We start from the raw sequence: 25593 nt of genomic DNA, 5'->3' as shown, positions 1-25593 counted from the left end.
TAACTTTATGTTTATGTGATTAAAAAATGAGCTTGACTGGCAAGCTCATTAATTGGGGATGGTTAGATTAGTTAGTTACTGCCTTCCATACATCAGCGGTTCCAGGTTCTTCACCTTGAGTCCACCATTTTGCTTCAAAGACATTGCCGTTATGAATTACTCGGTCGCCACCGACATATACTGTAGAGCGATCCCAAGTCGGGTATTGGGCGCCACCGTCTTTAATCGTAACATTAAATGTTGTATCAACAGCGTTCACCCCGTCTGATACGGTAACAGTTACTGGGACGGTTGTGTCGGCAGTGACATTTGCAGCAGTAATAGTCGCTGAGCTACCATTTGCTACTATGCTCAGCTCGGCTGGTGCACTCCAGCTATAGCTAAGCGCTGCGCCTTCAGGGTCAGTTGCTGACACATTGACAGTAGCCGAGGCCCCTTCATTAACCGAAATATCTGAAACCGGTGTAACGACAGGCGCTGCATTTGCACCTTCTGGGTTTACAACAACAACGATTGTTTTGGTTGTTGATAACGCGCCATCATTGACCGTTACAGTCAAGTCGTAGCTTGTCTGTTGATTGACTGAAGGAGCGGTTACAGCGACAGCTGCGGTGTTATTAGCAGATAAAGCCAAACCAGGCGCAGCAACCCATGAATAGGTTAATGGATCATTGTCTAAATCGCTTGCTTGCGCATCGACATTCACAACCTGACCTGAGGTCACATTGATTGGTCCAGAAACTCCGATAGAAGGTGCACGATTAGGGATCTCACCTGCTGTAAGGCCATCATACATTGCATTTAGAATGTCGCCATTATCAGCGTCAATTTCCCAACCAAATAAACCAGCCAGTTGATGAGTGTTTGCATACTGACCTTTTGCGATAACGCTGCGTGGGCTATCGTAAGTGATGAGTTTACCGTTACTTCTGTTCCAAACATATGCTGCTTGTGCTTGCTCATCGTAGCCTACTTCATAACCATTAACACCTGAACCACCTTGGCCTACAGCGTTCGCTGCAATAGCCTTGTAATCCATAATGCCAGGCTCCCAAACGCCTTCAGTGGTAGAGCCAGTCAACGGGCCATTGCCCGGCGCCGTCATCGGATTACCTGGGATTGTGGCATTTGCATCTAGCACACCTTCCCAGCCGCGGCCGTACATTGCAACGCCCATAACGAGCTTAGAGGGCTGCACACCTTGTTGAAGTAACAATTGAATTGCATGGTCGCCAGTATATGCAGGGCCTTTGCGTGGCACTCCATTGTCGTCAACGCCTGTACCGTTACATTCATCAGTGCTGAGATGAGAACCACAGTAGATACCGGTTTGATGACCCGTTTCATTGTTCCAAGCGCCATAGAAGTCATAGGTCATCGCAAAGATATAATCCATATACTGCTGAGCAGCTTGGTAATCTACATCTTCAATCTTGTCATAACCAGCACCTATTGCAGAAGTGAGTTCATATTGACGGCCGGTTTCAGCTTCTAACTCATCTAGCATTGCACGCAGCTCTTGCATTAGCGCCACATAGGCTGGACCGTCGTTAATTGGATCGCCTAAATCTGGGTTTGGACCATCACCACCTGGGAATTCCCAGTCGATATCTACACCGTCATAAAATTTCCACGTTTTAAGGAATTGTTTTACAGACGCGACGAAAGTGTCGCGGTTTGCTTTATTTGTAAAGCCATGGAATGGATCAGATAGCGTCCAACCACCTACTGAAGGCAGAATTTTAAGGTCCGGATAACGTTGTTTTAGCGCCATTAATTGAGAATAAACACCGCGAATAGGATCCTTTGCATCCACCCCTGGCATAGATTTTTGCACTGCAGCCCAAGGGTCGTGAATGACGACTTCGTAATCTTGAGAGTCAGCACATGCAGTTTGAAGCGCTCTCCAACTATTACCATTTTCGATGGATTTTAGCGACTCGTTAGGACCACAAATCGGAATAAAGCCATATAAAATGTGCGATAGGTTATGAGCCGGGATCTTAGTTACGTCGTAATTACGGCCATAAATGCCCCATTCAACGAAATAAGCACCCGTTACACGGCCTGGTATTGTACCGTTATTACGGTTGTTCGGATCTACATTCATAGGAAGTGGCGCTAGATGTGCACCGTCAGTGTCGGCAATGACGATTTCTTTCCCTGCGCTTCTTGCACATACGGTACCTTCACACAGTTCTAAATAAAGCTGATGGCGACCCGATTTAGTGTAGGGGAATTGTACTACTCCGCTTTTAGTACCAGCTGCAAGCGTACCTTGGTTTACGAGTAGATCATCAAAATATACTTTATAGTTATCACCGCCAGAGCCACTCCAAGCATTCCATTTGATGCTAATATCGACAACATCTTTGGCTTTTACCAGTTGCTTGTATGAGCCAAGTCCATCCACGTTAACTTCTACGAACGAATACTGTTGTGGCTGCCAATCTAATGTTGGTGTAGAAGGGGCTGCAAGTGCTCCGCCACTCAGTAAGGCAAGTCCTATATAACTGGTTATTTTATTAAGTTTCATATCTTCAACCTTATTGTAGTTACATGTTGTACCCAATTAATTTGGGTTTTCTTTAAATTGCTTTCCAAACATCGGATGCGCCGGGCTCTTCTCCCTGAGTCCACCACTTGGCTTCATACACTTTCTGTTGATGCGTAACTCTGTCGCCTGCAACATAGGTAGTTGTACTATTCCAAGCTGGGTATTGGTTATTGGTGCTATCTTGAACGGTAATTGAGAAACTTACGGTAGTGCTTGCTTTGCCATCGGTGACATTAAGTTCAGCCTGAAAGGTTTGATCAGCCGTCACTTCTGGTGTTGAGATGGAAATCGTGTCACCTTCGCCACTAAAGCTAAGCGGTGCAGGAATACTCCAAATGAATGTCAGTGGGTCATTTTGGTCGTCAAACGCATGAGCATGCACTGTCGCTTGGCTATTTTCTGCGATGCTTTGGTTAGAAATTGGATTCACCGTAGGAGCGGTGTTGTCACCCCCTTTTACAACGCTAAGATTGCTGGTGTAAGCGGCATGTGGCAAAAAGACTTCGTTTGCTAATAAGGCGTTTGCATCAAACGCAATTGAACCATCCGGTTGCTTAACACCAATGTTGACCTGATTTCCGTAATTGCTATTAAGATAAAGAGCCAACTCAGCTTGCCATGTTGATGCATTAGTGGAGGTTACATTCAAGTTATGGCTAATTAATTCATTCCCAGATTGGTCAAACGTCCTAAACCACACGCTATCACCGGCTTTAGCATCTTGCCCTTGCTTTAAGAAATAGCCGCTGCTCACCCATTCTGGTGGCGTGCCTGTTGAGGTTATTGTGATATCAGAGCAATTGTAAAATCCCTCTCCTGCTACATCAAACCGCTGCCAACGGGTATATAAAACTGCATCGCCCTCACGGCCTTGCGGTATATCTATTTCCATTTTATAGAAGCGTTTACCTTCTGGATCCACAACGAAATCAATATTGCCAAATTCATTAATAAGCTCTAAATCATTCCAAGTCAGAGGAGATGTATCGCCATCGTAGTTTGGCTTTGACAGGAAAAACTGCCAAAAACTGGGATTATGAGGTGTTGTCGCCCTAAAGCTAATGGCAAGTTTATTTTGAGCGTTTGGCTCTACAACTGTACGCTGCCAGTGTGGTGAGACAACACTCATGCCACTTTTGTTTGGGTCACCAGCTGAGCAAAGCGTACCATTGGGGATATTCGCTTTTACTGCCTCTAAGTTATTGTAGTCAGCGGTATTGGTCGAAAATTCATGCTCTTGCACAAACTGAAAATGGCCTGAGTCTAGAAAAGCTGCTCGACACGCTAAATTTGGGATATTTGAGCCATCATCCGGCCACCAATAACCTCCTTGCGCTTGGCAGATCGCTTGTCTTGCTTTGGGAAAGTCCATAAAACCATGAGCTGAAACTGCGCTTGAAAGCAAAACTGAGGTTGCGCCCAAAAGACCAAGCGCATATTTACGGTGTAAACTATTCATGCTTATTCGCCTTTTATAAAGGGGAGCAAAGCTCCCCATTTATTATTTACAAGTTGCAAACCTTGGTATAGTCGCTACTGACTGATGGTTGCTTATTGCTCCACCATTTCGCTTCATATACCGCGTTTCCTTCAACAATTAAATCACCTTGAGCTGCATGTGTGCCCTGTGGCAAGTCCGGGTAAACCACAATTTGACTGATAGGTGTACCTTTACAGCTAGTTACCGGATCTGTAGGCCCTGTGCCAGGTGTTGCGATTGGTAGGTCGTTATATTCACTGGTAAATGCATAGCGATTACCGTCTTTCTCAACCACAAAGTTAACAGGGCCAGAAATCGGCATGTAGTACATGACTTGGGCATTGATGGTTTCACCAGGAGCAAAAGACTTAGGCGTTCCACCCCACTCGTTCACAAGCGTGATTGAGAATCGATGGAATTCGTTTTCGAAGCCGCCAATATTATTTCCCGCAGCATTTGAGCCATTTACGTCAACTGCCATGCCAAGTTTTTCTTGCGCATTCCAGTTAGATTTGAAAATGGCCGAAGTCGCAACAGGAACATCAAATGAAATTTTCGCGCCACTCAAATCTATCGCTGAGTTATTGGTAAAGGCAAAAGTTGGTGCTATTGGATAGTTAGCATCTCCAGCTGGAAAATCTTTGGCAACAAACGTAACATCAACTGCTGAAGCTGGTTTTACAAAAGTCTTATTTCCTTGTTTAACCGAGTATGGTGTGCCACTTTGGTTAAACTTGTTGTAGGCTAAGCTTGTTAGCGATGAACCCATGAAATATTCATTCTTGCTCACATCATAATCGAAATCGCCTGCAAGCTCCCAGAACATGATACCGCCTAGTTCTTGGTTGATGACATAGTCGACTTTGGCGGCCATTGACTCTTCATCTTCTATGGATAGGAACACATTCTTAGTGGCATTCCAAAGCCAAGGAGCAACCGCTACCGAATCATAATGGCGCGTGTAGCTGCCATTAATTTGATGCTCAGGGTTGTTAACTGGATCTAGTCCATAATCACTTAGGTAACTACCTAACACGCCATTTTGAAGGTTTTTAACATGCCAAAGTGGGTTCGAACCTGCCGGTACTTCTAAGCCAACGTCGTTCTTGTCGTGCCACAAGTTATCAATACCTACAGCACCATTACCACATTTATTCTTTTCACCGCTACCAGTTCCCGGAGGACAATCTGCTTGGTTAGGTAATGCAGCCTGCCCCCAAAGGCCATTTGTACCGCCTGTTACATCTCTAAAACCGCGAGTATAATAAGGAATACCAATGTTGATGCGTCCTGCGGAGACCGAGCCTCTGAAATATTTGACCGCCCAATCGGTATTGAGGTAACCAATTCCTTCAAACTCTTTGGTGCCATATACATTCCATTGTTTAAGCTCTGAATCTTCGCCAGTGTCGAATAGCGATGCGTTATGACCAACGTGCTGGTTCCACGCTCCGTGTAAGTCATAAGACATGATATTGACGTAATCTAGATACTTGGTGACTTGGAATGTCTCCATACCACGTAGAAGGTAACCAGAAGATGGTGATGCGATCGTCAATAGATAGTGTGTATTGTCTTGTTGGCCAGCTTGGTCTAATGCTTCTCTTAGCTTTTTCATCAACACTTGATAAGAAGCATTCAATGCTGCTCGACGCGGGTTTGATATCGCAAAATCATCTGGGTGACCAGAGTCATTCATAGAAGATGGATATTCATAGTCGATATCGACACCATCAAAGTTGTATTTACGGATAAATTCAACTGAACTTGCTACAAACGCATCAATACCTGCGTGATTCACGCTGCCATCTGCATTAGTCGTCATCGTATAGAAGCCGCCGCTGGCAACTCGCTTACCTGTTTCGTCAAAGTAGCCACCAGTTTCTGCCCAACCGCCGACTGAGATCAAGGTTTTAACATCAGGATGCTGTTTCTTAAATTTGTTCAGCAAGTTAAAGTGACCGGTATAAGGAAGAGACGGATCCATCTCTGCACCAGCAACCCCCGGCCAAGTCATGTTCGTCGCTGCATTGTTAGGAGCTGTTGGATTGCCTATTGACACCTTGTTATTGGCATCAACGTGCGCGAAAGCGTAATTGATGTGGGTGATCTTATCCCAAGGAATATCATCAACTAGATAGCTCGGTTGACCATTCTTACCCGTTCTCCAACTAGTAAAGTAACCGATGACACGTCTAGGGTGATCAGTGCCCATTTTCTCGCGGCCATTCTCGTCGTAAATATCACAGTAATTAGGCGATGTGTTAGGGGTCTGATATAGGCCATGTGGAACACAGTTGTTTACAACTGGTGGCGTTTCAACGACATTCGCACTGAGTACGCTCTCTGCTGTGGCACCGGTATTGTCTTCAACAATAAGTTTTAAAGTTACGGCGCCCAGTTGCGTTGGTGTCCAAGTATGCTGAGCTGGTGCTGTTGCACTTTCAAATGCGACTTGGTCGTTAATAAGCAGTGTTAGTTTTGCTATTGAGCCGTCGGGATCTGAACCATCAAGAACGATGTCTACAGGCTGATTAATAACCAGATTATTACCTCCGCCTAATGAAAGGTTTGCTGTAGGTAACTGATTTCCTGCCGTATTAACGATGACATTGGTTATTAATGTGTTGGACACAGCTTGCTTGTCATCTGTTGCAACTACTGAAATTGCGTGTGTTCCAGCGGTAGCTGACCAGTTAAATGAAAAATTATCACCTGTCGCTGTGGTATCAATACCAACTGACGTGCCATCTACAAAAAACTCTACCTGTGCTACTTGGCCATCACTATCTGTTGCATTCACAGAAATGGCAACGCTGTCATTTTCGTTAAAAGCGCTGCCATCAGCTGGAAGTAAGCTCTGTACTGTCGGTGGTGTGTTGGTGACAACGCTGTCACAATCCCCCAATTTTTTCCAATCATCCCACTGACCCGAATGGGTAACTGGATCAGCCTGAGTCCACCATTTCGCTTCAAAAGCTTGTTGCGATTTTTGTACTTGAGCGCCGCCATTATATGCCGAATTTTGTGACCATTCAGGTAAGCCATCACAATTATAAGCATATGAGTTAGCGCATAAAATGGCTCCGAGGATCGAAGCCATTTGCGATAATTTAAGGGTCTTTACATGTTGTTTCATAGTTTGGTTCTCCAACCATTTATTGTATTTGGTTAACAATAACAACATAAACCTAACACATAAATTCAATATGGCAACAACATTTTTCTCTAGCTGATGACGTTAACGTAAGCGTAAATTGGAGCTTGCTTTTCATCAAAATGTAACACTAAACAATTGATTAATATGCTTAGTTTTAGTTTGTGGATACATATAAATAAAACTGTAATTATTTAATATTAAGCGATAGTTACTAGCCTACTTCTTTAAAGTTTATACAGTTACCGGATTGTTTCTTAAGCATATATTAAAAAGTTATTAATAAGGTTGAAGGGTAATATTAGACTTAAGGCGTATTTTAACGGTTTCTTGTCGTGGCTTCCTTTTTGAACTAAGTTTAAATTAATTCATTTAGGAGATTGAACTTTGGAATTTGGCGAGCTATCAACGACTTCAAATGAAGCGATACGAGTGCTTTGTCTCGATGATGAGACGAATGTGATACGGTCATTAAATCGCTTATTCCGTCAAAATGGAATACACGCAGAGCTCTGTAGTGATCCACAGCAAGCCTTGGCGCTGATCCGAGATTCCTCTTTTGAAGTTGTTATTAGTGATATGCGGATGCCTGAAATGGATGGCGCTACATTTTTGCATGAAGTAAAGCGTATTTGCCCAGATACACAACGGATATTACTCACAGGATACTCTGATCTTGCTTCAACAATTAAAGCCATTAATGAAAGTGGGATCCATGCATATATTCAAAAGCCTTGGGATAACGATATACTCGTACATACTGTGAGAGAATGTTCAGAGAAATACAGGTTAAAAAGCGTCAATAAGAGACTAAATGAAGAGATAGTACAAAAAAATGCGCAACTCACTGAGTTAAATGAAAACCTTGAAGGACTTGTACAAAAACGCACTGTGCAGATCCGCAAAGTGTTAAGCCAACTAGAGCAAGCTAATCAAAAAGAACGTAAAGAACATCGGGCTACCGTCGAGTTACTTTATAATTTTCTGAATGCAAATCCATTTATCGATGGTAAAAAAGCGAAGAGTATAGCCAAATTATGTAAAATTATAGCTAAGAAGCTAGAACTCTCTAGTGAATTAGCTGAAACGGCTATGATGTCAGGGTATTTAGCAGAAGTAGGTTTACTTGCTATGGACCCAGAAATTTATAAATCGCCACCAAGAAAACTAAGCGAAGCCCAAAAGAAAATTTATTATACGCATCCTTCCATTGCACAGCTTATGTTGATGCCAGCGCAGCACCTATCTGACGTATCCGAGGCGATTTATCATCAGTTTGAAAAATTTAATGGTCAAGGGATCCCTAAAGGTCTTAAAGGCAAAGAAATTCCTTTGGGCTCACAGATACTTGCGGTCGCCCGAGATTATTATGACAACTTATACAGCGCTAACGGTTCTGATAAAGAGAAAGCCGATTTAGCGCTAGATCTTATCCGAACCTATAGAGGAAATTTCTACTCCCCAGAAGTCGTTGATATTTTAGAGACAGCAGTGAGTAACAACGAGCTAGGCCAAGAGCAAGTCGGTTCGGTTGATATATTGACAACTGAAAAACTCAAGCCTGGCATGATATTAGGTTTAGCGCTTCACAGTAATCAAGGAATTTTATTGCTACCAAAAGGCCATATCTTTACTGATAAGTCGATAGATAAACTTAAGCAGCTGGAAACACAACGCCCAATCCCCTTTCGAATTATGGTCAAGCGATAATAATAACTTATCGACTTATCGGCGACTGCACTATCGAATACTCGTTTGCTGGTGTTGTGTAGATAATGGTAAATATAGCTTTTGAACCGTTAATTGGGTCAATGTTATTGAGCCGTCAAATTATACTGGCTCGAGAATAACGGACTTGTATTAGAGCAGTACGCCTATAAGAACACATCATACAAATTTGTAAACTCGCTCAGCTTACTTTCTACTAAAACTATTAATAAAAAAAGCCCAGTAAACTGGGCTCGTTCAACTAACTACTAAACTAATCTAGTAGTTTATTAAGTGCTTGAAGCGGGTGTTTTGGTTTTTCTCCACTAAAGCGTTTAACCTGACACCGACAAGAGAAGCCAGTCACTAATATTTCATCTTGAGCTGCGTTATCAATATGATGCTGCCATGAGGATTCGTAGAGCGCTTTTGAGTTTTCTTGATTTTGCGCTTCGTGGCCATAAGTTCCCGCCATGCCACAACATCCTGTATTAACCGCTTCTAAATTAGAGTTCAACTTATTAAAAATACCTTGCCAAACATTTTTAGATTCAGGCATCGCTGTTGTTTCTGTACAGTGACTTATCAATGTAAATTTTGATGGACTGATTGTCGCAGCCGTTGGGATATCGACTGTTGCAAGCCATTCATGTGCTAATTGTACCTTAAAGTCTCCCCTGCTCTCTTTTAGGATATCATTATATTCATCGCGATAGCACATCACCAAAGAGGCATCCAGCCCAACTAAAGGTCTGTTATACTCACTGACAGTATTTAAAAACTCTGCGGCAGTCTTCGCGGTCGATTTAAATTCCTTTAAAAAGCCTTTAACGTGTTGTGGCTTACCGTTCGGTTTGAATGGTAACACGAGCGGATAAAACCCAAGCTTTGATATAACTTGCACAAAGTCCGATACTAGTTCTGCTTCATAGAAACTAGTAAACGGGTCTTGAACAACAAATACCACGCTTTGTTGTTCTTCATCGCTTAACATTTCAAAACTGTGTTCTGAATAAAAGTGTTTGCTTGAAACTAATTTGCTAAGTTGCACCTTACTTAGCGATGGGGAGTCAATATACCCAATCAGCCGTTCAACAAAAAAGTTGGATATGCGATTACTTTGTAGAGCGTTAACTAAATTTGGAAACTTAGCCATGGTAGGCAGTGCTCGCTCAATATTCGCAACTAAGTAGTCTTTAAATGGACGATTGTAACGGCTGTAGTAAAAGTTTAAAAACTTAGCTCGAAACGTAGGAACATCCACTTTTATTGGGCAAGCCGTTGTGCATGCTTTACAGGCTAAACATTCATCCATTGATGCTTTAACTTCATGGGAAAAGTCATATTCGTTTTTCTTTCGGGTATTGAGAAAGCGCTCCCACCAAGTAGTATCATTTTCATGATTGATTAATTGCTTTTCTGCAGCAATCAAATCTACCCCTTTATTGTTTTGGAGTCTTAACCACTCTTTAAATAACCCAGCGCGTCCTTTTGGAGAGTTTCTACGATCTTTGGTTACCTTGTACGATGGACACATTGGTGAGTTGTCATCATAGTTGAAGCAAAGTCCGTTACCATTACAATTGATTGGCGCTTCGTAGTTTACTTTTACTTCAGTTGGTATTGTACGGTCAAACCAAGCTCTTTTCTGTGCATCGACTGACACTAATTGATCGCTTGAATCCAGTGGTGTACAAATTTTTCCAGGATTTAGGCGATTGTTTTTATCAAACAAACTTTTAATTTTACGAAGTTCATTAAATAGTTGCTCACCGAAAAACTCTGGTCCATATTCACTTCGGTAACCTTTTCCATGCTCACCCCACATTAGTCCTCGGTATTTTGCAGTTAACGCTACTACTTTATCTGAGATCACACGTAGTAGTCTTTCCTGTTTGGGGTCGCACATATCAAGCGCAGGGCGCACGTGTAAAACACCGGCGTCAACATGACCAAACATGCCATAATCTAATTGGTAACTATCAAGCAACTCTCTAAATTCAATGATAAAATCAGCAAGGTTTTCAGGTGGAACGGCTGTATCTTCAGCAAAAGCAAGTGGCTTTTTATTACCCTTTGCGTTACCCAACAAGCCAACTGATTTTTTACGCATCGCATAGATCTTAAGGATATCCGCTTTATCATTAGTAAGTTGATAACCAATAACCCCCGCTTCTTTGTTCGCAATAAGCTGATCTAATCGTTGACATAAACTATCGACTTTAGACGAAATTTCATCTTCGGATTCACCATTAAACTCAACCATGTTAAGACCTTGCATCTCAACACCTGGGACATCTTGAATTAAGTCCGATACTGAATGCCAAATGATGTCTTCTTTGGCAAGACCTAGAACTTTACTATCTACAGTTTCGACCGATGTAGCATTAGCGGAAACCAAGAAAGGGCTGTTTCTAAGCGCTGATTCAAATGAGTCATATTTGATATTGATTAGGGTTTTATATGGCTGAATTGGCGTTAAATTAAGTTTTGCTTCGGTTACAACACCAAGTGAACCTTCAGAACCCGTAATAATTCGAGACAAATCAAAAGTAGTTAGTGAATCGTCGAATACATTTTCGAGGTCATAACCGGTTAAAAAGCGATTTAGTCTCGGAAATTTTTCAAGTATAAGTGCTCGATTGTTTCGACAGATCTCGATGACATTCGCATAAATGTGAGAAGTCTTTGAGTTTTGCTCAGCTAGTAGCTCCGCTTTATCGATCGCTAACTTCGAGGTATTTAACTCTGTTCCATCCACTAAAAAGGTTTTAAGCCCAAGAACATGATCGCTTGTTTTGCCATAAACGAGTGAACCTTGGCCCGACGCATCAGTATTTACCATACCACCTATTGTTGCTCGGTTACTGGTGGAGAGATCTGGCGAAAAGAAATAGCCGTAAGGTCTTAGAAAGTCATTAAGCTGATCTTTGATCACACCCGCCTGAACTCGAACCCAGCCTTCTTGTTCATTGATCTCAAGAATTTCTCTCATGTGTCTCGAGAGGTCAATCACAATACCGGGTGTAAGTGATTGACCATTCGTACCAGTTCCTCCGCCTCTAGGACCAAAAGTGAGAGACAAAAATGGGTCTTGTTGAGCGATTTCAAGTGCAAGTTGTACGTCTCGATTTGTTCTAGGAAATAATACTGCTTGAGGGATTTCCTGATAGATACTATTGTCGGTTGACGTAACAAGACGAGTTGCATAACTCGTATCAATGTCCCCACTAAAACCTGCATCAGTTAGTTTACTTTGATAGAGGTTGATAAGTTCGTTTGCAGAATCCTGCTGACTAATATTTGCGATCATGACGGTATATTTTACTTGCTTTGAATTAATTGTATCACGAAGGATTAATGATCAACTTGAGAATTTTATGGTTTGTTACAATTGGAAATAGTTTATTTCACCACATACCTTATACTCATATTGTATAGGAGGAAATAACATGAAAATTATTTACGACCTTGTTGGTATTGTATTTTGTATTCTAGCATTGATCTTCTTTGTTGTGCCCGGTCCATCGGTTATCTTTTTACTGGCGGCTCTGGTGTGTTTCTCGATGAATCATGAAGGCGCTAAGAAGCACTTAAAAAATGTGCAGCGTTTGTTTAGGCTTGGCTGCGAAAAGTTAGATAGGACATTTCAGAAATGAAATAGCCCCAATGTGTTACATTGGGGCTATTAAATTATTTAGTAAACTTTTCAGCTAGATAAAGCCAAGTTTCAAGTACTGTATCTGGGTTAAGTGAAACAGAGTCAATCCCCTCTTCAACTAACCAAGCTGCAAAATCTTCATGATCCGATGGACCTTGGCCACAAATACCTACATATTTGCCTTTCGCTTTAGCAGTTTGAATTGCCATTGAAAGTAGTTTCTTGATAGCTGGGTTTCGCTCATCAAACAGATGCGCAATAAGACCAGAATCGCGGTCTAGACCAAGTGTTAACTGGGTAAGGTCATTTGAACCAATCGAGAAGCCGTCGAAATATTCTAAAAACTCATCAGCAAGCAGGCAGTTTGATGGAAGTTCACACATCATAATGACTTTTAGACCGTTCTCGCCACGTTTTAGACCATGAGCTTCAAGAATTTCAATAACTTGAGCTGCTTCTTCTAGGGTACGAACGAATGGGATCATGATTTCAACGTTGGTTAAATCCATCTCGTTGCGAACACGTTTAATGGCTTCACACTCTAATGCAAAGCACTCTCTAAAGTCTTCAGAAATGTAACGAGATGCGCCGCGGAAACCAATCATTGGGTTTTCTTCTTCGGGCTCATACTGCTGACCGCCAACCAAGTTTGCATACTCATTTGACTTAAAGTCAGACATACGAACGATTACACGCTCTGGAGCAAATGCCGCACCTAGCGTAGAAATACCTTCAACTAGCTTGCTGATATAGAACTCTACTGGTGACTCATATCCTGCGATTAGCTCTTTAATTTCAGCCTGTAGCTCTGCATCTTGCTTATCAAAATGAAGTAGTGCTTTAGGGTGAATACCAATCATACGGTTGATGATAAATTCAAGACGCGCAAGACCGATACCTGCATGTGGTAACTTCGCAAAATCAAACGCGCGATCTGGGTTACCTACGTTCATCATTATCTTCATCGGAATAGCTGGCATTGCATCGATGCGAGAAGAAATAACATCGAATTCAAGTTCACCTTTGTAGATATAACCTGTGTCGCCTTCAGCACATGAAACTGTTACCGTGTCGCCATTGGTGATCAAATCGGTTGCATTACCACATCCAACCACCGCTGGGATCCCCAGCTCACGAGCAATGATTGCAGCGTGACAAGTACGTCCACCACGATTCGTTACGATAGCAGAGGCACGCTTCATGATAGGTTCCCAATCAGGATCCGTCATGTCAGTAACAAGTACATCGCCTTGCTTTACCGAGTCCATTTGATCAATTGAAGACAGGACTTTAACTACGCCTGAGCCAATCTTATGACCGATTGCACGACCTTCAACAATAACTTCAGACTTTGATTTTAGCTGGAAGCGTTCCATTACGTTCGCATCTTCGTTTGAACGGACAGTTTCTGGACGGGCTTGAACGATATAAAGCTTACCGTCGTTACCATCTTTTGCCCATTCGATATCCATTGGACGACCGTAATGCTTTTCGATAATAACAGCTTGCTTTGCTAATTCTTCTACTTCTGCGTCTGTAATCGAGAATTGGTTAGATAGTGCTGAGTCTACATCAACAATCTCAACTTGCTTTCCGTGAGACTCATCACTTGAGTAGATCATTTGGATTGCTTTTGAGCCAATATTTCTCTTAAGTACAGCAGGCTTTGCTTTTGCAAGCGTTTGCTTATGAACATAAAATTCATCTGGGTTTACTGCGCCCTGAACTACCATCTCGCCCAAACCATAGCTAGAAGTAACGAAGACAACGTCTTCGAAGCCTGATTCGGTATCGATTGAGAACATAACACCAGACGACGCTTTGTCTGAACGCACCATACGCTGAATACCAGCAGAAAGCGCCACGCCTCTGTGATCATAGCCTTGGTGTACACGATAAGAAATTGCACGGTCATTGAATAGCGAAGCAAAAACATGCTTGATAGCGACCATTACGGCATCAATGCCACGAACATTTAGGAAAGTTTCTTGTTGGCCAGCGAAGGAGGCGTCTGGCATATCTTCTGCTGTTGCTGATGAACGAACAGCAAAGGAGACATCTTGGCTTGCGTCACCGTGTAACTGGCTATACGCCTCACGGATTGCTTTATCTAATTCTGGTTGGAATGGTGTATCGATAACCCATTGTCTAATCTGGGTGCCGACTTTGGCTAATTCGTTGACGTCGTCAACATCGAGAGTATCTAGGATTGAGTGGATTTTTTCATTGAGGCCTGATTGCTCAAGAAATTCATTAAACGCATCAGCAGTTGTTGCGAATCCACCAGGTACTTGTACACCAGCGTTAGCAAGGTTAGATATCATTTCACCTAGAGAAGCGTTTTTACCACCAACTCGAGGTACATCTTGCATACCCAACTCTTGATACCAGAGAACGTAGTCTTGCACGGAACTGTCTCCAAAACAAATTGTATTAAATGTGAGAGATTAATTGACCTTTCCACTTGGTCAAGGGCATTCTACAACGGTAAGGCAGTCTTCGTAAACCGCGATGGCTTATTTTCAACAATTTCTGAATGAATAATAGCAAAATGAGAACAGCATTTTATATTTCCGATGGTACCGCTATCACCTCTGAAGTGTTTGGTCACGCAACGCTTTCAATGTTCCCTGTAGAATTTAATCACCAAACGATACCATTTGTAGAAACAGTAAAAAAAGCAAATGAAATCAAAAAATTAATAGACTCGGTTGCTGAGACATCAGGTGAAAAACCATTGGTGTTTTTTACATTCGTTAATCCAGAATTGTCCGATATTATTTTATCGTCGCAAGGGGTTTGTTACGACTTTTTATCTTATGCCAGCGAAATAGTAAAAAGAGAGCTAAAAGTTCAGCCGGTGCCAAAAATGCACCGCACGCATAGCATTCACGAATCTTCTTATGATTTTAGAATAGATGCCGTTAACTACGCACTTGCAAATGATGACGGCGCAAATATTAAAGATTATGACGAGGCAGACATCATATTGGTTGGTGTCAGCCGCAGCGGTAAAACGCCGACAAGCTTATATTTAGCATTGCAATATGGGATAAAAGCCGCGAATTACCCGATGACAGAGGATGATTTAGAAAGTGGAAAACTACCCAAATGTCTAGATAAATACAAAGGTAAGCTCTTTGGCTTAACCATAGATCCCGAAAGACTAGCCGCAATAAGGCAAGAGAGAATGGCAAACTCCAAGTACGCATCAATCAGACAATGCCGTATTGAAGTCAAAGAAGTCGAGATGCTATTTAAAAAGAATAGAACGCCTTACTTGAACAGTACACGTTATTCCGTTGAGGAAATATCAGCAAAGATTATTTCTGAAACTGGGTTAAAGCGCCATAAATACTAAAAAGGCCGCAATGCGGCCCTTTGTTTGTTGTTTATACTGTTTTACGAGCGTCTTTTAGTAGATCAGCAACTAAAAATCCTAGCTCTAAAACTTGGTCTGCGTTTAGACGCGGATCACACTGGGTGCGGTAACGCTGAGATAAGTCTTCGTCTGATAGACCATAGGCACCACCAACACACTCAGTGACGTGTTGCCCTGTCATTTCTAAGTGCACACCGCCAGGATAGCTACCCTCCGCTTTATGCACTGCGAAGAACTGACTGATTTCTCTTAGGATATTGTTAAAGCTACGTGTCTTATATCCAGTCGTCGCTTTTTCAGTGTTTCCGTGCATCGGATCCGAAGTCCAAATAACTTTGCGGCCTTCTTCTTGAATTCTGCGAACTAATTTAGGGAGTTTTTCCGGCAACACATCTGCACCCATGCGAGTGATAAGTGTTAGACGACCAGGAATGTTATCTGGGTTAAGCGCATCGACAAGCTTAATTAACTCATCTTCTTGCATCCCTGGGCCAACTTTTACGCCAATTGGGTTTTTAATACCACGGAAAAATTCGATATGCGCGTGATCTAATTGACGTGTACGTTCACCAATCCAAACAAAGTGAGCCGAACAATCGTACCAGTCCCCTGATAAGTGGTCTCGTCTAGTTAACGCTTCTTCATAACCTAACAATAGTGCTTCGTGTGAGGTATAAAGCGGAGTTTCCTTCAGGCTTGGTGCTACTGTTGAATCGATGCCACAAACTTCCATAAACTCAAGCGCTTCTTGAATACGCTCTGCGAGCTGTTGAAACTTGTCTTTTAACGGATTTGCAGCTACGAAACTCATATTCCAGCGATTTACCTGATGCAGATCAGCAAGACCTCCCTGCGCAAACGCGCGAAGTAGGTTAAGTGTTGCTGCTGACTGATGATATGCTTTCATCAATCTATCAGGATCTGGGATACGCGCTTCTTCCGTAAACTCAAAACTATTAACGATATCACCACGGTATGAAGGTAAAGAAACACCATCAATAGTCTCAAAATCTGAAGAACGTGGCTTAGCATACTGCCCTGCCATTCGAGCAATTTTAACTACCGGGCATTTACCGCCATATGTCAATACGACAGCCATTTGCAAAAGTGTCTTGAACGTATCACGAATATTAGCGGCACTAAAATCTGAAAACGATTCTGCGCAATCACCACCTTGCAATATAAAAGCTTTACCTTCGCAAACATCAGCTAGGCTTTTATACAAGCTCCGCGTCTCTTCTGCAAAGACGAGTGGTGGTGCTGAATTTAGTTCTTTTTCAACTGATTTTAACTTCTCTGAATTTGGGTATTCAGGTTGCTGCAAGATAGGTTTATCTCTCCAGCTATTTGGGCTCCAATTAGCCATTGTATTTTCCTCATTCCAATATGTGTTACCACCATTGAACAGTACCCCAAGCCCCCTTATTCATCAAGGAAAAACTTTAGTTTGTTTTTAGTAAAGAACACATCATACAAATTACTGTTTAGAACATGAAACATTTGCTAAAATTTTTTAAGAAATTAATCGAAGTAACGCCTTTCTTAAGATATGAAGGTTTTTTATACATTTTTCCAACGAACAAAAAACAAGCGAGCTTAAAGTAGGCGACTATCAGACTTTTATCATCTGATCTTTAAATCGCTATAATGAGTATCATCACGCATTTAGAGTGAATTGAAGACCCTGGAATCGATATCAAATATAATCTTGTCGACGTCTTTTTTTTCACTTTGAGTGTCTTAATTAGTTGCGCTGACGAATGGAAGTCAATTCAGGAATTTGTGAGCTAGCGGGACCCCACCCTACCTCTTCAGAAAATCATCTTACAGAGCATTTATATACAAAGACGACACACTGACTTTAGCCTATTATTATGTTAAATTGATGTTTATTTAAGTTCAGACTAGTAATTGCTGTAGTGACTCGTCGTATTTTATGAGTAGGAAGGAAGCAAGAAAAAATGAGTCTATAGTGATTGCTATGAGTACTAATCACATGTGCTATATAGTATTTGGAAGTATTAACACGTATAGGTACTTCCAACAGCTAACTCCTCCAATGAGAACTCAATGCTGAAAAATTGGGGAGATTTCTCTTCAGTGATCTGGGTTATTAAAATAAATTTTCCTGATTAAGCTATCTTATTGAAACGGCGAGAACGCCGAACAATCTATCACTAGATAAAAATAAAACTCTACTGTCAAAAAGGTGATATTGATTACGTAGTACTACTGAGTTTACTCTTGCCCCTCATTCTTTTCTTGATATCTAACACAACGACTTTTATTCTTACAGTATCATAATATAATTGGGCATAAGGTTACTCGCTTAATAGCTATTTTCAATTCCAAAACTCTCGCTAGTTTCTGGCCAGTTAGTTTCAGAGATATTTTTCCATGAACAGTTAGCTAATCTAGCTTGACTCGTTCGCAAACAAGCTGTTCAGACGCTTGAAAAGATCTCTGTCTACTTTGCTCTTTGACGATCAGACCATGAATTCAGGTGTAAAAACTATATGATATTTAAATAATAAAAGCACAGGAGACGTGTCTTCTATCTACTCGTTTTTTCCGTTATTTTAACTTCGCTACAAATCGAGTAAGACACTGACATTAGTATTTATTCCGGCGAAGCGTGAATAACAGTAAGCAATCACTGAAGTAGCTGGTGTAGTTATTATAAAGAAGTACTAGCATTGCAACTTCGAACTGTACATGTGCATGTAGCAAAAGAAACTTGTGCTATAACCGTCTTCGTGTTTTAGTCAGGTACGACTACAAAAGTGCGGATGTTACTCGAAGATTCATAGCCAAGAAAAAGAAGTGGTACGATTGTTCTCTTTGAAAGTGCAAAATTAAACTCAGTGTTCTACTCTATAATTTAGCCAATCCCTTTAAAGGATCCCAAATGATGCTTATTGCAAAGTGAGTACACACTTACTAACCATCTATCACCTTCCCTTTTCGGCCTAACTAGAATTTATTAAACCTTCATGCCTATGGAAAAGTGCTCGGTCGAAACAAAATAAGTGAACACTTACTATTGTTTTTCAACACTAAAATCTTGAACCAGAAGAAGACTCTGTCAGTATCAAAAGTTGACTTTAATTTATAAAAAAGAGTATTATCGCGAGGATAAAGGAACACATCATACAGTTTTTTCATAAATATAAAATCAGTGTTGAATTTAAAAATTAATCAAAAAACTGACAAGTAGCGTTGTTGTTCTGAGTGGTTACTAGCCACTGCTTTTTAGCCTGATAGTATTGCCCATTAGAAACTCCCTTCAAAAGTGACAAAAAGCTAATTTTATAGGAGAAATCCAAAAAAATTTGATATAATTTAGTCTATCTGAAAGGAACACATCATACAAAGTGAGGTAAAACAATTTCAACTCTACAAAACTAATTAGCAATTTCATCAAGACGACATAGAATCACTTTCCTATTTTAAAATTCACTAGCAGATATTTTATTTCTCTAAAACCTAGACGCTCCAAATAAAAGCTTAATAAGTGAAGATAAATATGAGCTAACAGAATGTTTCTGATATAATTTACATATATCTCAGGGAACACATCATACTTGCAAGATCAATAAAAGTATGCATCATCACAAAATACCCACAGCTAATTGATCAAATAACTAAGTTCTCAACAACGATCGACTAAAACGATACTTAGCTTAATTTAGCAAACGGCAAGTGATATAGTTAGTTTGTTCCATTAGATACTCATAATAAAATCGCTTAGCGAGATTTCATTATTTTTGATATAATGCGAGAGAGATAACAAGAACACATCATACAATGAATAAATTTAATATACGTTCAACTTTCGATATTCTTAATGAACAAATTAACCAGCTATGCCATGAACTGACAGAAGCCGATATAAAAAAGGCAACATTTTATGAACTGCCTGATATCAAAAAACAAGATGAAGAAACCGCTCCAACAAATATAACAGTTAAAAAAATAGAAGGTGAAAAAGCACTCTCTAAATGTTTAGATGCTTATCGCGACCTCTACTTAAACGACCGAGAAAGCGGAAAGTTGTTGCAAAGGTTTCCTGGTCTTTTGTTAGTTAATGACCCTAAAGAAGTTATCAACTCTAGGGTGAATGCAGTGAATCTTGCCAAAGAAAATTTTAAAAATGCTATTCTGGAAATTTCTAACAATGATGCCAGATTCGAAGCTGTTCATAGTGCAGTTCCTAACTTAATGACTTTGGCTGCCTATCGAAAAATACATAGCGAATCCGAAGCTCCCTATTCCGTTCGATTTACCTGGATGAAAAAACATGCAACCAGAGTTTTGAGTAAAGAACTTGCTATGGAGATGTTGAATCGCTCTTCACTATATTCAAATCCGAGGATGATAGATCAGGAAAAGTGGCAACAGCTAGTAGAACAAGAAAAATATAGAGTTTCTAGTCTATCAGAAAATGCAAAGCTCAGAATTAGAAGGCCAACCAGAGTAACACCTGAGGTGAATGTGAGATATACAGCTCAAAATCGCTATCATGTAAGTGCCGCACTTCCATTTATACTCTTTAACCCGCATCCAGACACTAAACTTGGAGAGTTAAGTCATTTTACACAAAAAGACGATCATCCAAGAAAGCGAGAGTACAACTTTCTAGTCGATAGAATTTATTTAGAAAGATTTGAGTAATAGTAAGGTAATTCATACGGAATCTAACGATAGCACGCAATTTAACATAATCTTGTTGAATTAGTATAGTCCATGCAAGTGCTAACTGACTTGTCCTCATTATAGTATGATGTGTTCTACCCATTTTAAAACTTATACCAATTAGCTTAATTAAGTGATCTCTTCTGAGGCGAAGAAAATCTTGTCGATAACACCATTACCGCATCCAGCTACCGCCAAGTTACATCCATATAGGCAGGCGAAAATTTTTGCTATTTAGTTGTTCTAAATAAGAAATTTTTAACGCAGTTAGCATCAGATTTGCTCCTTCAAATTGAACAAGTATCAAGGCTAATTGGTATTATAAGACTATGATGAAATCGTTATCTTCACAGATTAAGTACTAAATTTTTTCAGGTTAAATTTTGATTTATCATTACGTGTTAAGCTCTGAAATAGCTTATCGACCACGGAGTCGCATCTATAAATTACAAAAAATCAACTTCTGTTGGCTAACATGCTTTTCTATTTAATTGTTTTAAATAGGAAAATTTCAATTATTGATATACTTCTTCCCTCTTCCAAGGATTAGAGAATTAACTTGATCTGCTGATGTAGTTTCAAGATTTATTTATGTCAGTATTTTCCACCACAGAAAATTTTTAGCTTTATAGACTTCATCATTTTGAAGAATTGGGTTGTGATAAATTTCGCTCAGAAAGTATCTTAAGTTGAAATAGAAATTAGCTTTGATATAAAAGTTTTTTGTTTTGGCTAGAAATACCATTCTAGCCAAAATAAGAAATTTTATTTTTTAACGATTTCTTCTAATGTATCTTCATCAATTACTTCAACATTTTCAACGATCCGTTTTCCGCCTTGAATTTCGATACGTTTATGGTGTTTATTGAGAGCCAATATTTCATCACAGAACTGAGCTGATGGGTGCATTTCGTACACATAATCAACGATTTTCCCGGACTTTTCATCCTTAACATTTGAAATATTGTATTCGGATATTGCCCCTTTCTCGATCAAATCTTTCATTGTTGTGGTCATATCACGACGAAGTGCCTTCAATTTATTCTCTGTTATTTCATCATCAGAATAAATTGAACCGTACTTTTCCATAATTGAAATTAGGCGAAAATGATAAGTTTTACCTGGAGCTGCGTAACGCCATAGATGATACAAACGTAGCATCATCCAACGAGACAAACCGCGTTTTAACTCTTGAGCACTGTTGAAATAATAGCCTTTATACTCCAAGTTATCGATCATGTTATGAACAAATGCATTTAAACATGCAACACATTTGATGTTCCCACCCTGCCCTTTTTTACCACTAAAGTGTAGCGACGACAGAAAGTTCATGTTTGATTCGTAAAATGAATCATCAATACTTGGGTTTTTAGTATCTGTAGCCGTATATTTGAACGAAAGTTTAGAACCTTGAAGAGCTTCCAAAGATTCCTTAATTTGCGGATAAGGCATTGATTGACCAACAGCTTTTAATTCTTGAGCAAGCTCGTTCATCGAAAAAATAACCGCGTATTGAATACCGGACTTAAAATTTATTTTAACAATCTTACCTTTAGAAGCTAGGCGGATCAGTGCGCGCTCAACTTTTTCTTCTCGGTCAGATGGCCAAACTAAAAACTCTTCGTCATCACCATCTCTTTTAGTACTAACAACAGCAGGGGTAATTTTTATCTCACCTTCGTATAGAATACCATCTACTTTTTCTGATATTTTTCTCGTTACGATTGTTTTTTTGGGCGCTTCTTCTAATGGTAATTTTTTATGTCCAGAACGAACAAAGCGTCCCCATAAATCGTAATGATTAAAGGTGTTAGAATAAGCTCTTAACCCATGGGCTGCATTTTCTAAAGATACTCGAACATCTTTATTGTCCGTAAACAACGCCAAACTTTCGTTATCGATTGCACTTTCTACACCATGGATCTGTCCACGAAGTGAATCGGGCAAATTGTCAACAGAGATGTTCACCTTCCGGCTCATTGTTTTACTTCCAAATTTTCATGACGTCTAATAACAACATATTCGACAGAAAAAGTTAATGATTAAAGTTAGTAAAAAAGTGATCCGAAGTAACTTTTTTTGTTGGGATCATTGTTTTACTAAGTAAGGCTCATTTTCAGATCAAGTTTTTACTAACAAAGGTAAAATGATCGCTGAAAAACCTTTGTTTAAGGCATATTTAGCGGATTTACAACGGCAAATCCGACGCCCTTGTGGAAAACTAGGTCCTTAATTAGTAAAGATCTGATCTATGCTAGGTAGAGATCAGATCTATACATACCTTAAAGCACTTGATCTTATATCACCTGTGCATAACTGTTTGATCTTACTTGGTAAAAAATCGATCCCAACCACCATACCTGTGAGTAATTCTGTGTATAAGCTGTTTATATATAACTTTTTGAAATAGTAGTTAGTAAAATTTCGATCTGGGAGTTATAAGAGATCAGATCTTAACCTAGTAAAAAGTAGATCTATGAAAATTAAAAAAAGTTATGTAAAACAGTAGGATATAATATAATTTCTTGGCCTTAGCCTTTAATACCTATATATCTAACCATATCTAAACTTTCTTATTTATACTTAGATGTAAATCAAAATTACAAATGTCTTTGTTTTTTTGTGTTTACAGCAAAATATATGGACATTATAATAATCGTTATCAAATAAAGGATAATGTGTATGTCTATAAATAACAATGCGCTATCAACGTACCGGCTGTTGAAAGCTACAGCAGAAGTAGCAGAACAATCACTTGCTGGTCGTATTCAACATTATAGAGCTCATCTTAAAACTGAAGAAAAAGAGCTTAGAACTTACACGCAAAAAGCTGCTGCAGATCTACTTGGTGTGAATAATAGAACACTCAAAAGACGTCATGACCAAGGTGACTTTGATACCATCAATATAAAGAAAGGCGCAAACGGTCATTATGCATACACATTAGCAAATATCTTTGCGATGGCAGATGTTCTGGGTGTAAATGCTGATCAACGAAAGCCTAGCGATAAATTACAAGTCATTGTGATTAATAGTTTGAAAGGCGGTTGTGGTAAAACAACAAGTTTGGTGAATATTGCAGCAGCTCTAGCTACAACGAATATTAAGCGCTATCGCATCGGGATCATTGATCTTGATCCGCAAGGATCATCATCAAGCTTTTTTCCATCTAATGATCATGAACCGATCACAGTTGGTGATCTGATGAGAGATTGCATCGAATTAGATGAAGGTGAAACATGGAAAGATCTTGTCTCTAATTCATTCCAAGAAACCCACATTCCAAATATTCGCGTATTACCTTCTGGTATGGATGACTTTTACTTTGAACACGAAACAGCAACAGAGTTAAAAGAAAGTTCAAGCTACGAAAAGACACGTCATTACCATAAGCTTAAAGAGAAGGTTATAGAGCCCGTACAAGACGAGTTTGATATTATCCTAGTAGATACCGCGCCTTCACTTAATTTTATGTTCTATAACGCATTGATGGCGTCTACGGCTATGTTAATACCTGTACATCCAGAGGCCGTAGACTTCGACGCTAATAATAAATATCTGAAACGTCTTGGTGAGATATACCATACCGTTGCAGCTCTTGGTCACGAAGGCTGGGACTTTATGCAATTTTTAGTCACTAACTATGTTAAAGGCAATCATTCTCAGCGCGATATCGTTAAAGATGTACGTAGTGCTTTTGGCCGTCAAGTAATGAGTTATCCAATTAATCACAGCTCTGCAATTACGGCGAGCTCTTCATCGTTTAACACTATTTTTGATCAAAAGACTTCTGATAGCTTAGCAAGTCGCGAAGCATTGCTAAAAGCGCAAGAAAATATCAAAGACGTGGTTGATGAATTAGAAATGCTGATCCGTTCAAATTGGCCTTCAACACAGTCTTCGCTAGCAGAATAAAAGGGTATTAATAATGGCTAGAAAACGTAAAAATGACACTCGAATAGATCCTTTTGCTACTGCGGTTGAAGGCAGTAGCCTCGACGATCTTTTAGATCAGGCGAAAGTAGGTGATGTGGTTACTATGCCTGCGCCAAGCGATCCGACAAAAACCATAGTACTGACCTGTGAAGTGGTACCGTTTAGCGAAATTGAGAGTAAAACCACAGTTTATGGGCAGAATCGTCGTGAGCAATCCCTATTAAGCGAAAAAGCGGTCGCAGATATATTACCTGCCATTAAAAAAGATAAACGTAATCTCCACCCTGCCCTATGTTGGCAGCACAATGGCAAACTTCACGTTTTATCGGGTTCTAGACGCCGTAAAGCCTGTATGCTGGCCGAAGCGGATTATGTGGTGTTGAGCTCGAAAGACTTTAGTGATGAAGATGCAAAAACATTAGCGGTATCTTCCGATCAATACATCGCCCCGAGCCTTTGGGAATTGGGTAAAGCCTATTTTGATACTAAGCATAACTTGATCAAACAGGGCCAAAAAGGATCGTATCGAGAAATCGCTGCCGTGGAAGGTGTTTCTCACACAGCTATCGCAGACGCGTTGAAAGCTTATGAAAGTATTCCGGTCGAAGTATTGCAGTTGTATCCAACGGCAAATCATTTAGGCCGTGAAGCAGCTAAAAAGCTCATCACAGCAAAACAAGAACAGCCTGAGCAGTTTTCAGAGCAAATTGCTGCACTAAAAGCGCAAGACTTTATGACAGAAGAGATGTCGGACGAGAAACGTGCTGTTCAGATCACTAAATTCTTGACCACATTCGGAAGTAGCGATTCACGTGTCGAATCCATGCTAGAGAACGACTACATTCGAGTACAGAGAAATCTAAAGAGTGGTGATGTTACCGTGAAAATAGATAATCGAGTATTGACTGATAAGCGTCTGGAACAATTGCAAAAGCTGCTAAGCAGTTATAATTAAGGTTCGTTCAAAAATTGCCGCGTTGGTTGAATTATCAAGCAACTCGGCGCTTTTTCTAGTCAG

The 25593-nt window shown here is 40.2% G+C and carries 13 protein-coding genes; 6 read left to right on the top strand and 7 right to left on the bottom strand.

Translation table 11 applies throughout. The features are described from left to right. Positions 1 to 67: 67 nt before the first annotated feature. Genes DS891_RS05850 through DS891_RS05840 form a run of 3 tightly spaced genes read right to left on the bottom strand, consistent with a single transcriptional unit; the run spans position 68 to position 7176 of the window. Positions 68 to 2536, bottom strand: coding sequence for a glycosyl hydrolase family 18 protein (locus DS891_RS05850; protein WP_174169161.1), 2469 nt, complete (start codon positions 2534 to 2536; stop codon positions 68 to 70). A gap of 52 nt (positions 2537 to 2588) precedes the next feature. After that, positions 2589 to 4016, bottom strand: coding sequence for a lytic polysaccharide monooxygenase (locus tag DS891_RS05845; RefSeq protein WP_174169160.1), 1428 nt, complete (start codon positions 4014 to 4016; stop codon positions 2589 to 2591). Between the two features lie 46 nt (positions 4017 to 4062). Continuing rightward, positions 4063 to 7176, bottom strand: a complete 3114-nt coding sequence (locus tag DS891_RS05840; protein WP_174169159.1) for a glycosyl hydrolase family 18 protein — start codon at positions 7174 to 7176, stop codon at positions 4063 to 4065. Between the two features lie 405 nt (positions 7177 to 7581). Here DS891_RS05840 and DS891_RS05835 point away from each other — a divergent pair, with 405 nt between their 5' ends. Further along, positions 7582 to 8904 carry an HD domain-containing phosphohydrolase gene (locus DS891_RS05835; protein ID WP_174169158.1) on the top strand — a complete coding sequence of 441 codons (1323 nt, stop codon included), beginning with the start codon at positions 7582 to 7584 and terminating at the stop codon, positions 8902 to 8904. 271 nt (positions 8905 to 9175) lie between these two features. On the opposite strand, the gene DS891_RS05830 is transcribed toward DS891_RS05835, so the two are convergent. Continuing rightward, on the bottom strand, positions 9176 to 12214 hold the full coding sequence (locus DS891_RS05830) for an FAD-binding and (Fe-S)-binding domain-containing protein (RefSeq protein ID WP_174169157.1): 3039 nt from the start codon (positions 12212 to 12214) through the stop codon (positions 9176 to 9178). Between the two features lie 139 nt (positions 12215 to 12353). Here DS891_RS05830 and DS891_RS05825 point away from each other — a divergent pair, with 139 nt between their 5' ends. Next, entirely contained in the window at positions 12354 to 12560 is a 207-nt protein-coding gene (locus DS891_RS05825; protein WP_174169156.1) for a PGPGW domain-containing protein, read from the top strand. Positions 12561 to 12594: 34 nt separating this feature from the next. On the opposite strand, the gene ppsA is transcribed toward DS891_RS05825, so the two are convergent. After that, positions 12595 to 14970, bottom strand: a complete 2376-nt coding sequence (gene ppsA / locus DS891_RS05820) for a phosphoenolpyruvate synthase (RefSeq protein WP_174169155.1) — start codon at positions 14968 to 14970, stop codon at positions 12595 to 12597. 143 nt (positions 14971 to 15113) lie between these two features. Between ppsA and DS891_RS05815 the strand changes: the two genes are divergently transcribed. Further along, a complete protein-coding gene (locus DS891_RS05815) occupies positions 15114 to 15923 on the top strand; it encodes a pyruvate, water dikinase regulatory protein (protein WP_039495336.1) in 810 nt (269 codons plus the stop codon). Positions 15924 to 15954: 31 nt separating this feature from the next. Here the strand turns inward: DS891_RS05815 and DS891_RS05810 are convergent, their stop codons facing one another. Then, a complete protein-coding gene (locus tag DS891_RS05810) occupies positions 15955 to 17310 on the bottom strand; it encodes a class II 3-deoxy-7-phosphoheptulonate synthase (RefSeq protein WP_010605527.1) in 1356 nt (451 codons plus the stop codon). A 2441-nt stretch (positions 17311 to 19751) separates the two neighbouring features. Here DS891_RS05810 and DS891_RS05805 point away from each other — a divergent pair. After that, positions 19752 to 20618, top strand: a complete 867-nt coding sequence (locus tag DS891_RS05805) for a DNA replication terminus site-binding protein (RefSeq protein WP_174169154.1) — start codon at positions 19752 to 19754, stop codon at positions 20616 to 20618. A 786-nt stretch (positions 20619 to 21404) separates the two neighbouring features. Here the strand turns inward: DS891_RS05805 and DS891_RS05800 are convergent. Further along, entirely contained in the window at positions 21405 to 22619 is a 1215-nt protein-coding gene (locus DS891_RS05800; protein WP_010605529.1) for a hypothetical protein, read from the bottom strand. 702 nt (positions 22620 to 23321) lie between these two features. On the opposite strand from DS891_RS05800, the gene DS891_RS05795 reads away from it, so the two are divergent. Both DS891_RS05795 and DS891_RS05790 read left to right on the top strand, forming a co-directional pair. After that, complete coding sequence (locus DS891_RS05795; RefSeq protein ID WP_102058137.1) at positions 23322 to 24554, top strand: AAA family ATPase; 1233 nt, start codon at positions 23322 to 23324, stop codon at positions 24552 to 24554. Positions 24555 to 24567: 13 nt separating this feature from the next. Further along, positions 24568 to 25530: a ParB N-terminal domain-containing protein gene (locus DS891_RS05790; RefSeq protein WP_102058138.1), complete on the top strand. Its 963-nt coding sequence runs from the start codon at positions 24568 to 24570 to the stop codon at positions 25528 to 25530. Positions 25531 to 25593 lie beyond the last annotated feature (63 nt).

Origin of the sequence: Pseudoalteromonas sp. JC28 (genome assembly GCF_013319255.1) — a bacterium.
In the GTDB taxonomy this organism is placed as follows: Bacteria; Pseudomonadota; Gammaproteobacteria; order Enterobacterales; family Alteromonadaceae; genus Pseudoalteromonas.
The sequence above is the reverse complement of the archived record's forward strand: the minus strand, read 5'-3'. Positions and strand labels throughout refer to the sequence as shown.

Coding starts and splice junctions, on each gene's coding strand:
- DS891_RS05850 (WP_174169161.1), bottom strand. CDS start 2,536: ATGAAACTTAATAAAATAACCAGTTATATAGGACTTGCCTTACTGAGT.
- DS891_RS05845 (WP_174169160.1), bottom strand. CDS start 4,016: ATGAATAGTTTACACCGTAAATATGCGCTTGGTCTTTTGGGCGCAACC.
- DS891_RS05840 (WP_174169159.1), bottom strand. CDS start 7,176: ATGAAACAACATGTAAAGACCCTTAAATTATCGCAAATGGCTTCGATC.
- DS891_RS05830 (WP_174169157.1), bottom strand. CDS start 12,214: ATGATCGCAAATATTAGTCAGCAGGATTCTGCAAACGAACTTATCAAC.
- DS891_RS05825 (WP_174169156.1), top strand. CDS start 12,354: ATGAAAATTATTTACGACCTTGTTGGTATTGTATTTTGTATTCTAGCA.
- DS891_RS05815 (WP_039495336.1), top strand. CDS start 15,114: ATGAGAACAGCATTTTATATTTCCGATGGTACCGCTATCACCTCTGAA.
- DS891_RS05810 (WP_010605527.1), bottom strand. CDS start 17,310: ATGGCTAATTGGAGCCCAAATAGCTGGAGAGATAAACCTATCTTGCAG.
- DS891_RS05805 (WP_174169154.1), top strand. CDS start 19,752: ATGAATAAATTTAATATACGTTCAACTTTCGATATTCTTAATGAACAA.
- DS891_RS05800 (WP_010605529.1), bottom strand. CDS start 22,619: ATGAGCCGGAAGGTGAACATCTCTGTTGACAATTTGCCCGATTCACTT.
- DS891_RS05795 (WP_102058137.1), top strand. CDS start 23,322: ATGTCTATAAATAACAATGCGCTATCAACGTACCGGCTGTTGAAAGCT.
- DS891_RS05790 (WP_102058138.1), top strand. CDS start 24,568: ATGGCTAGAAAACGTAAAAATGACACTCGAATAGATCCTTTTGCTACT.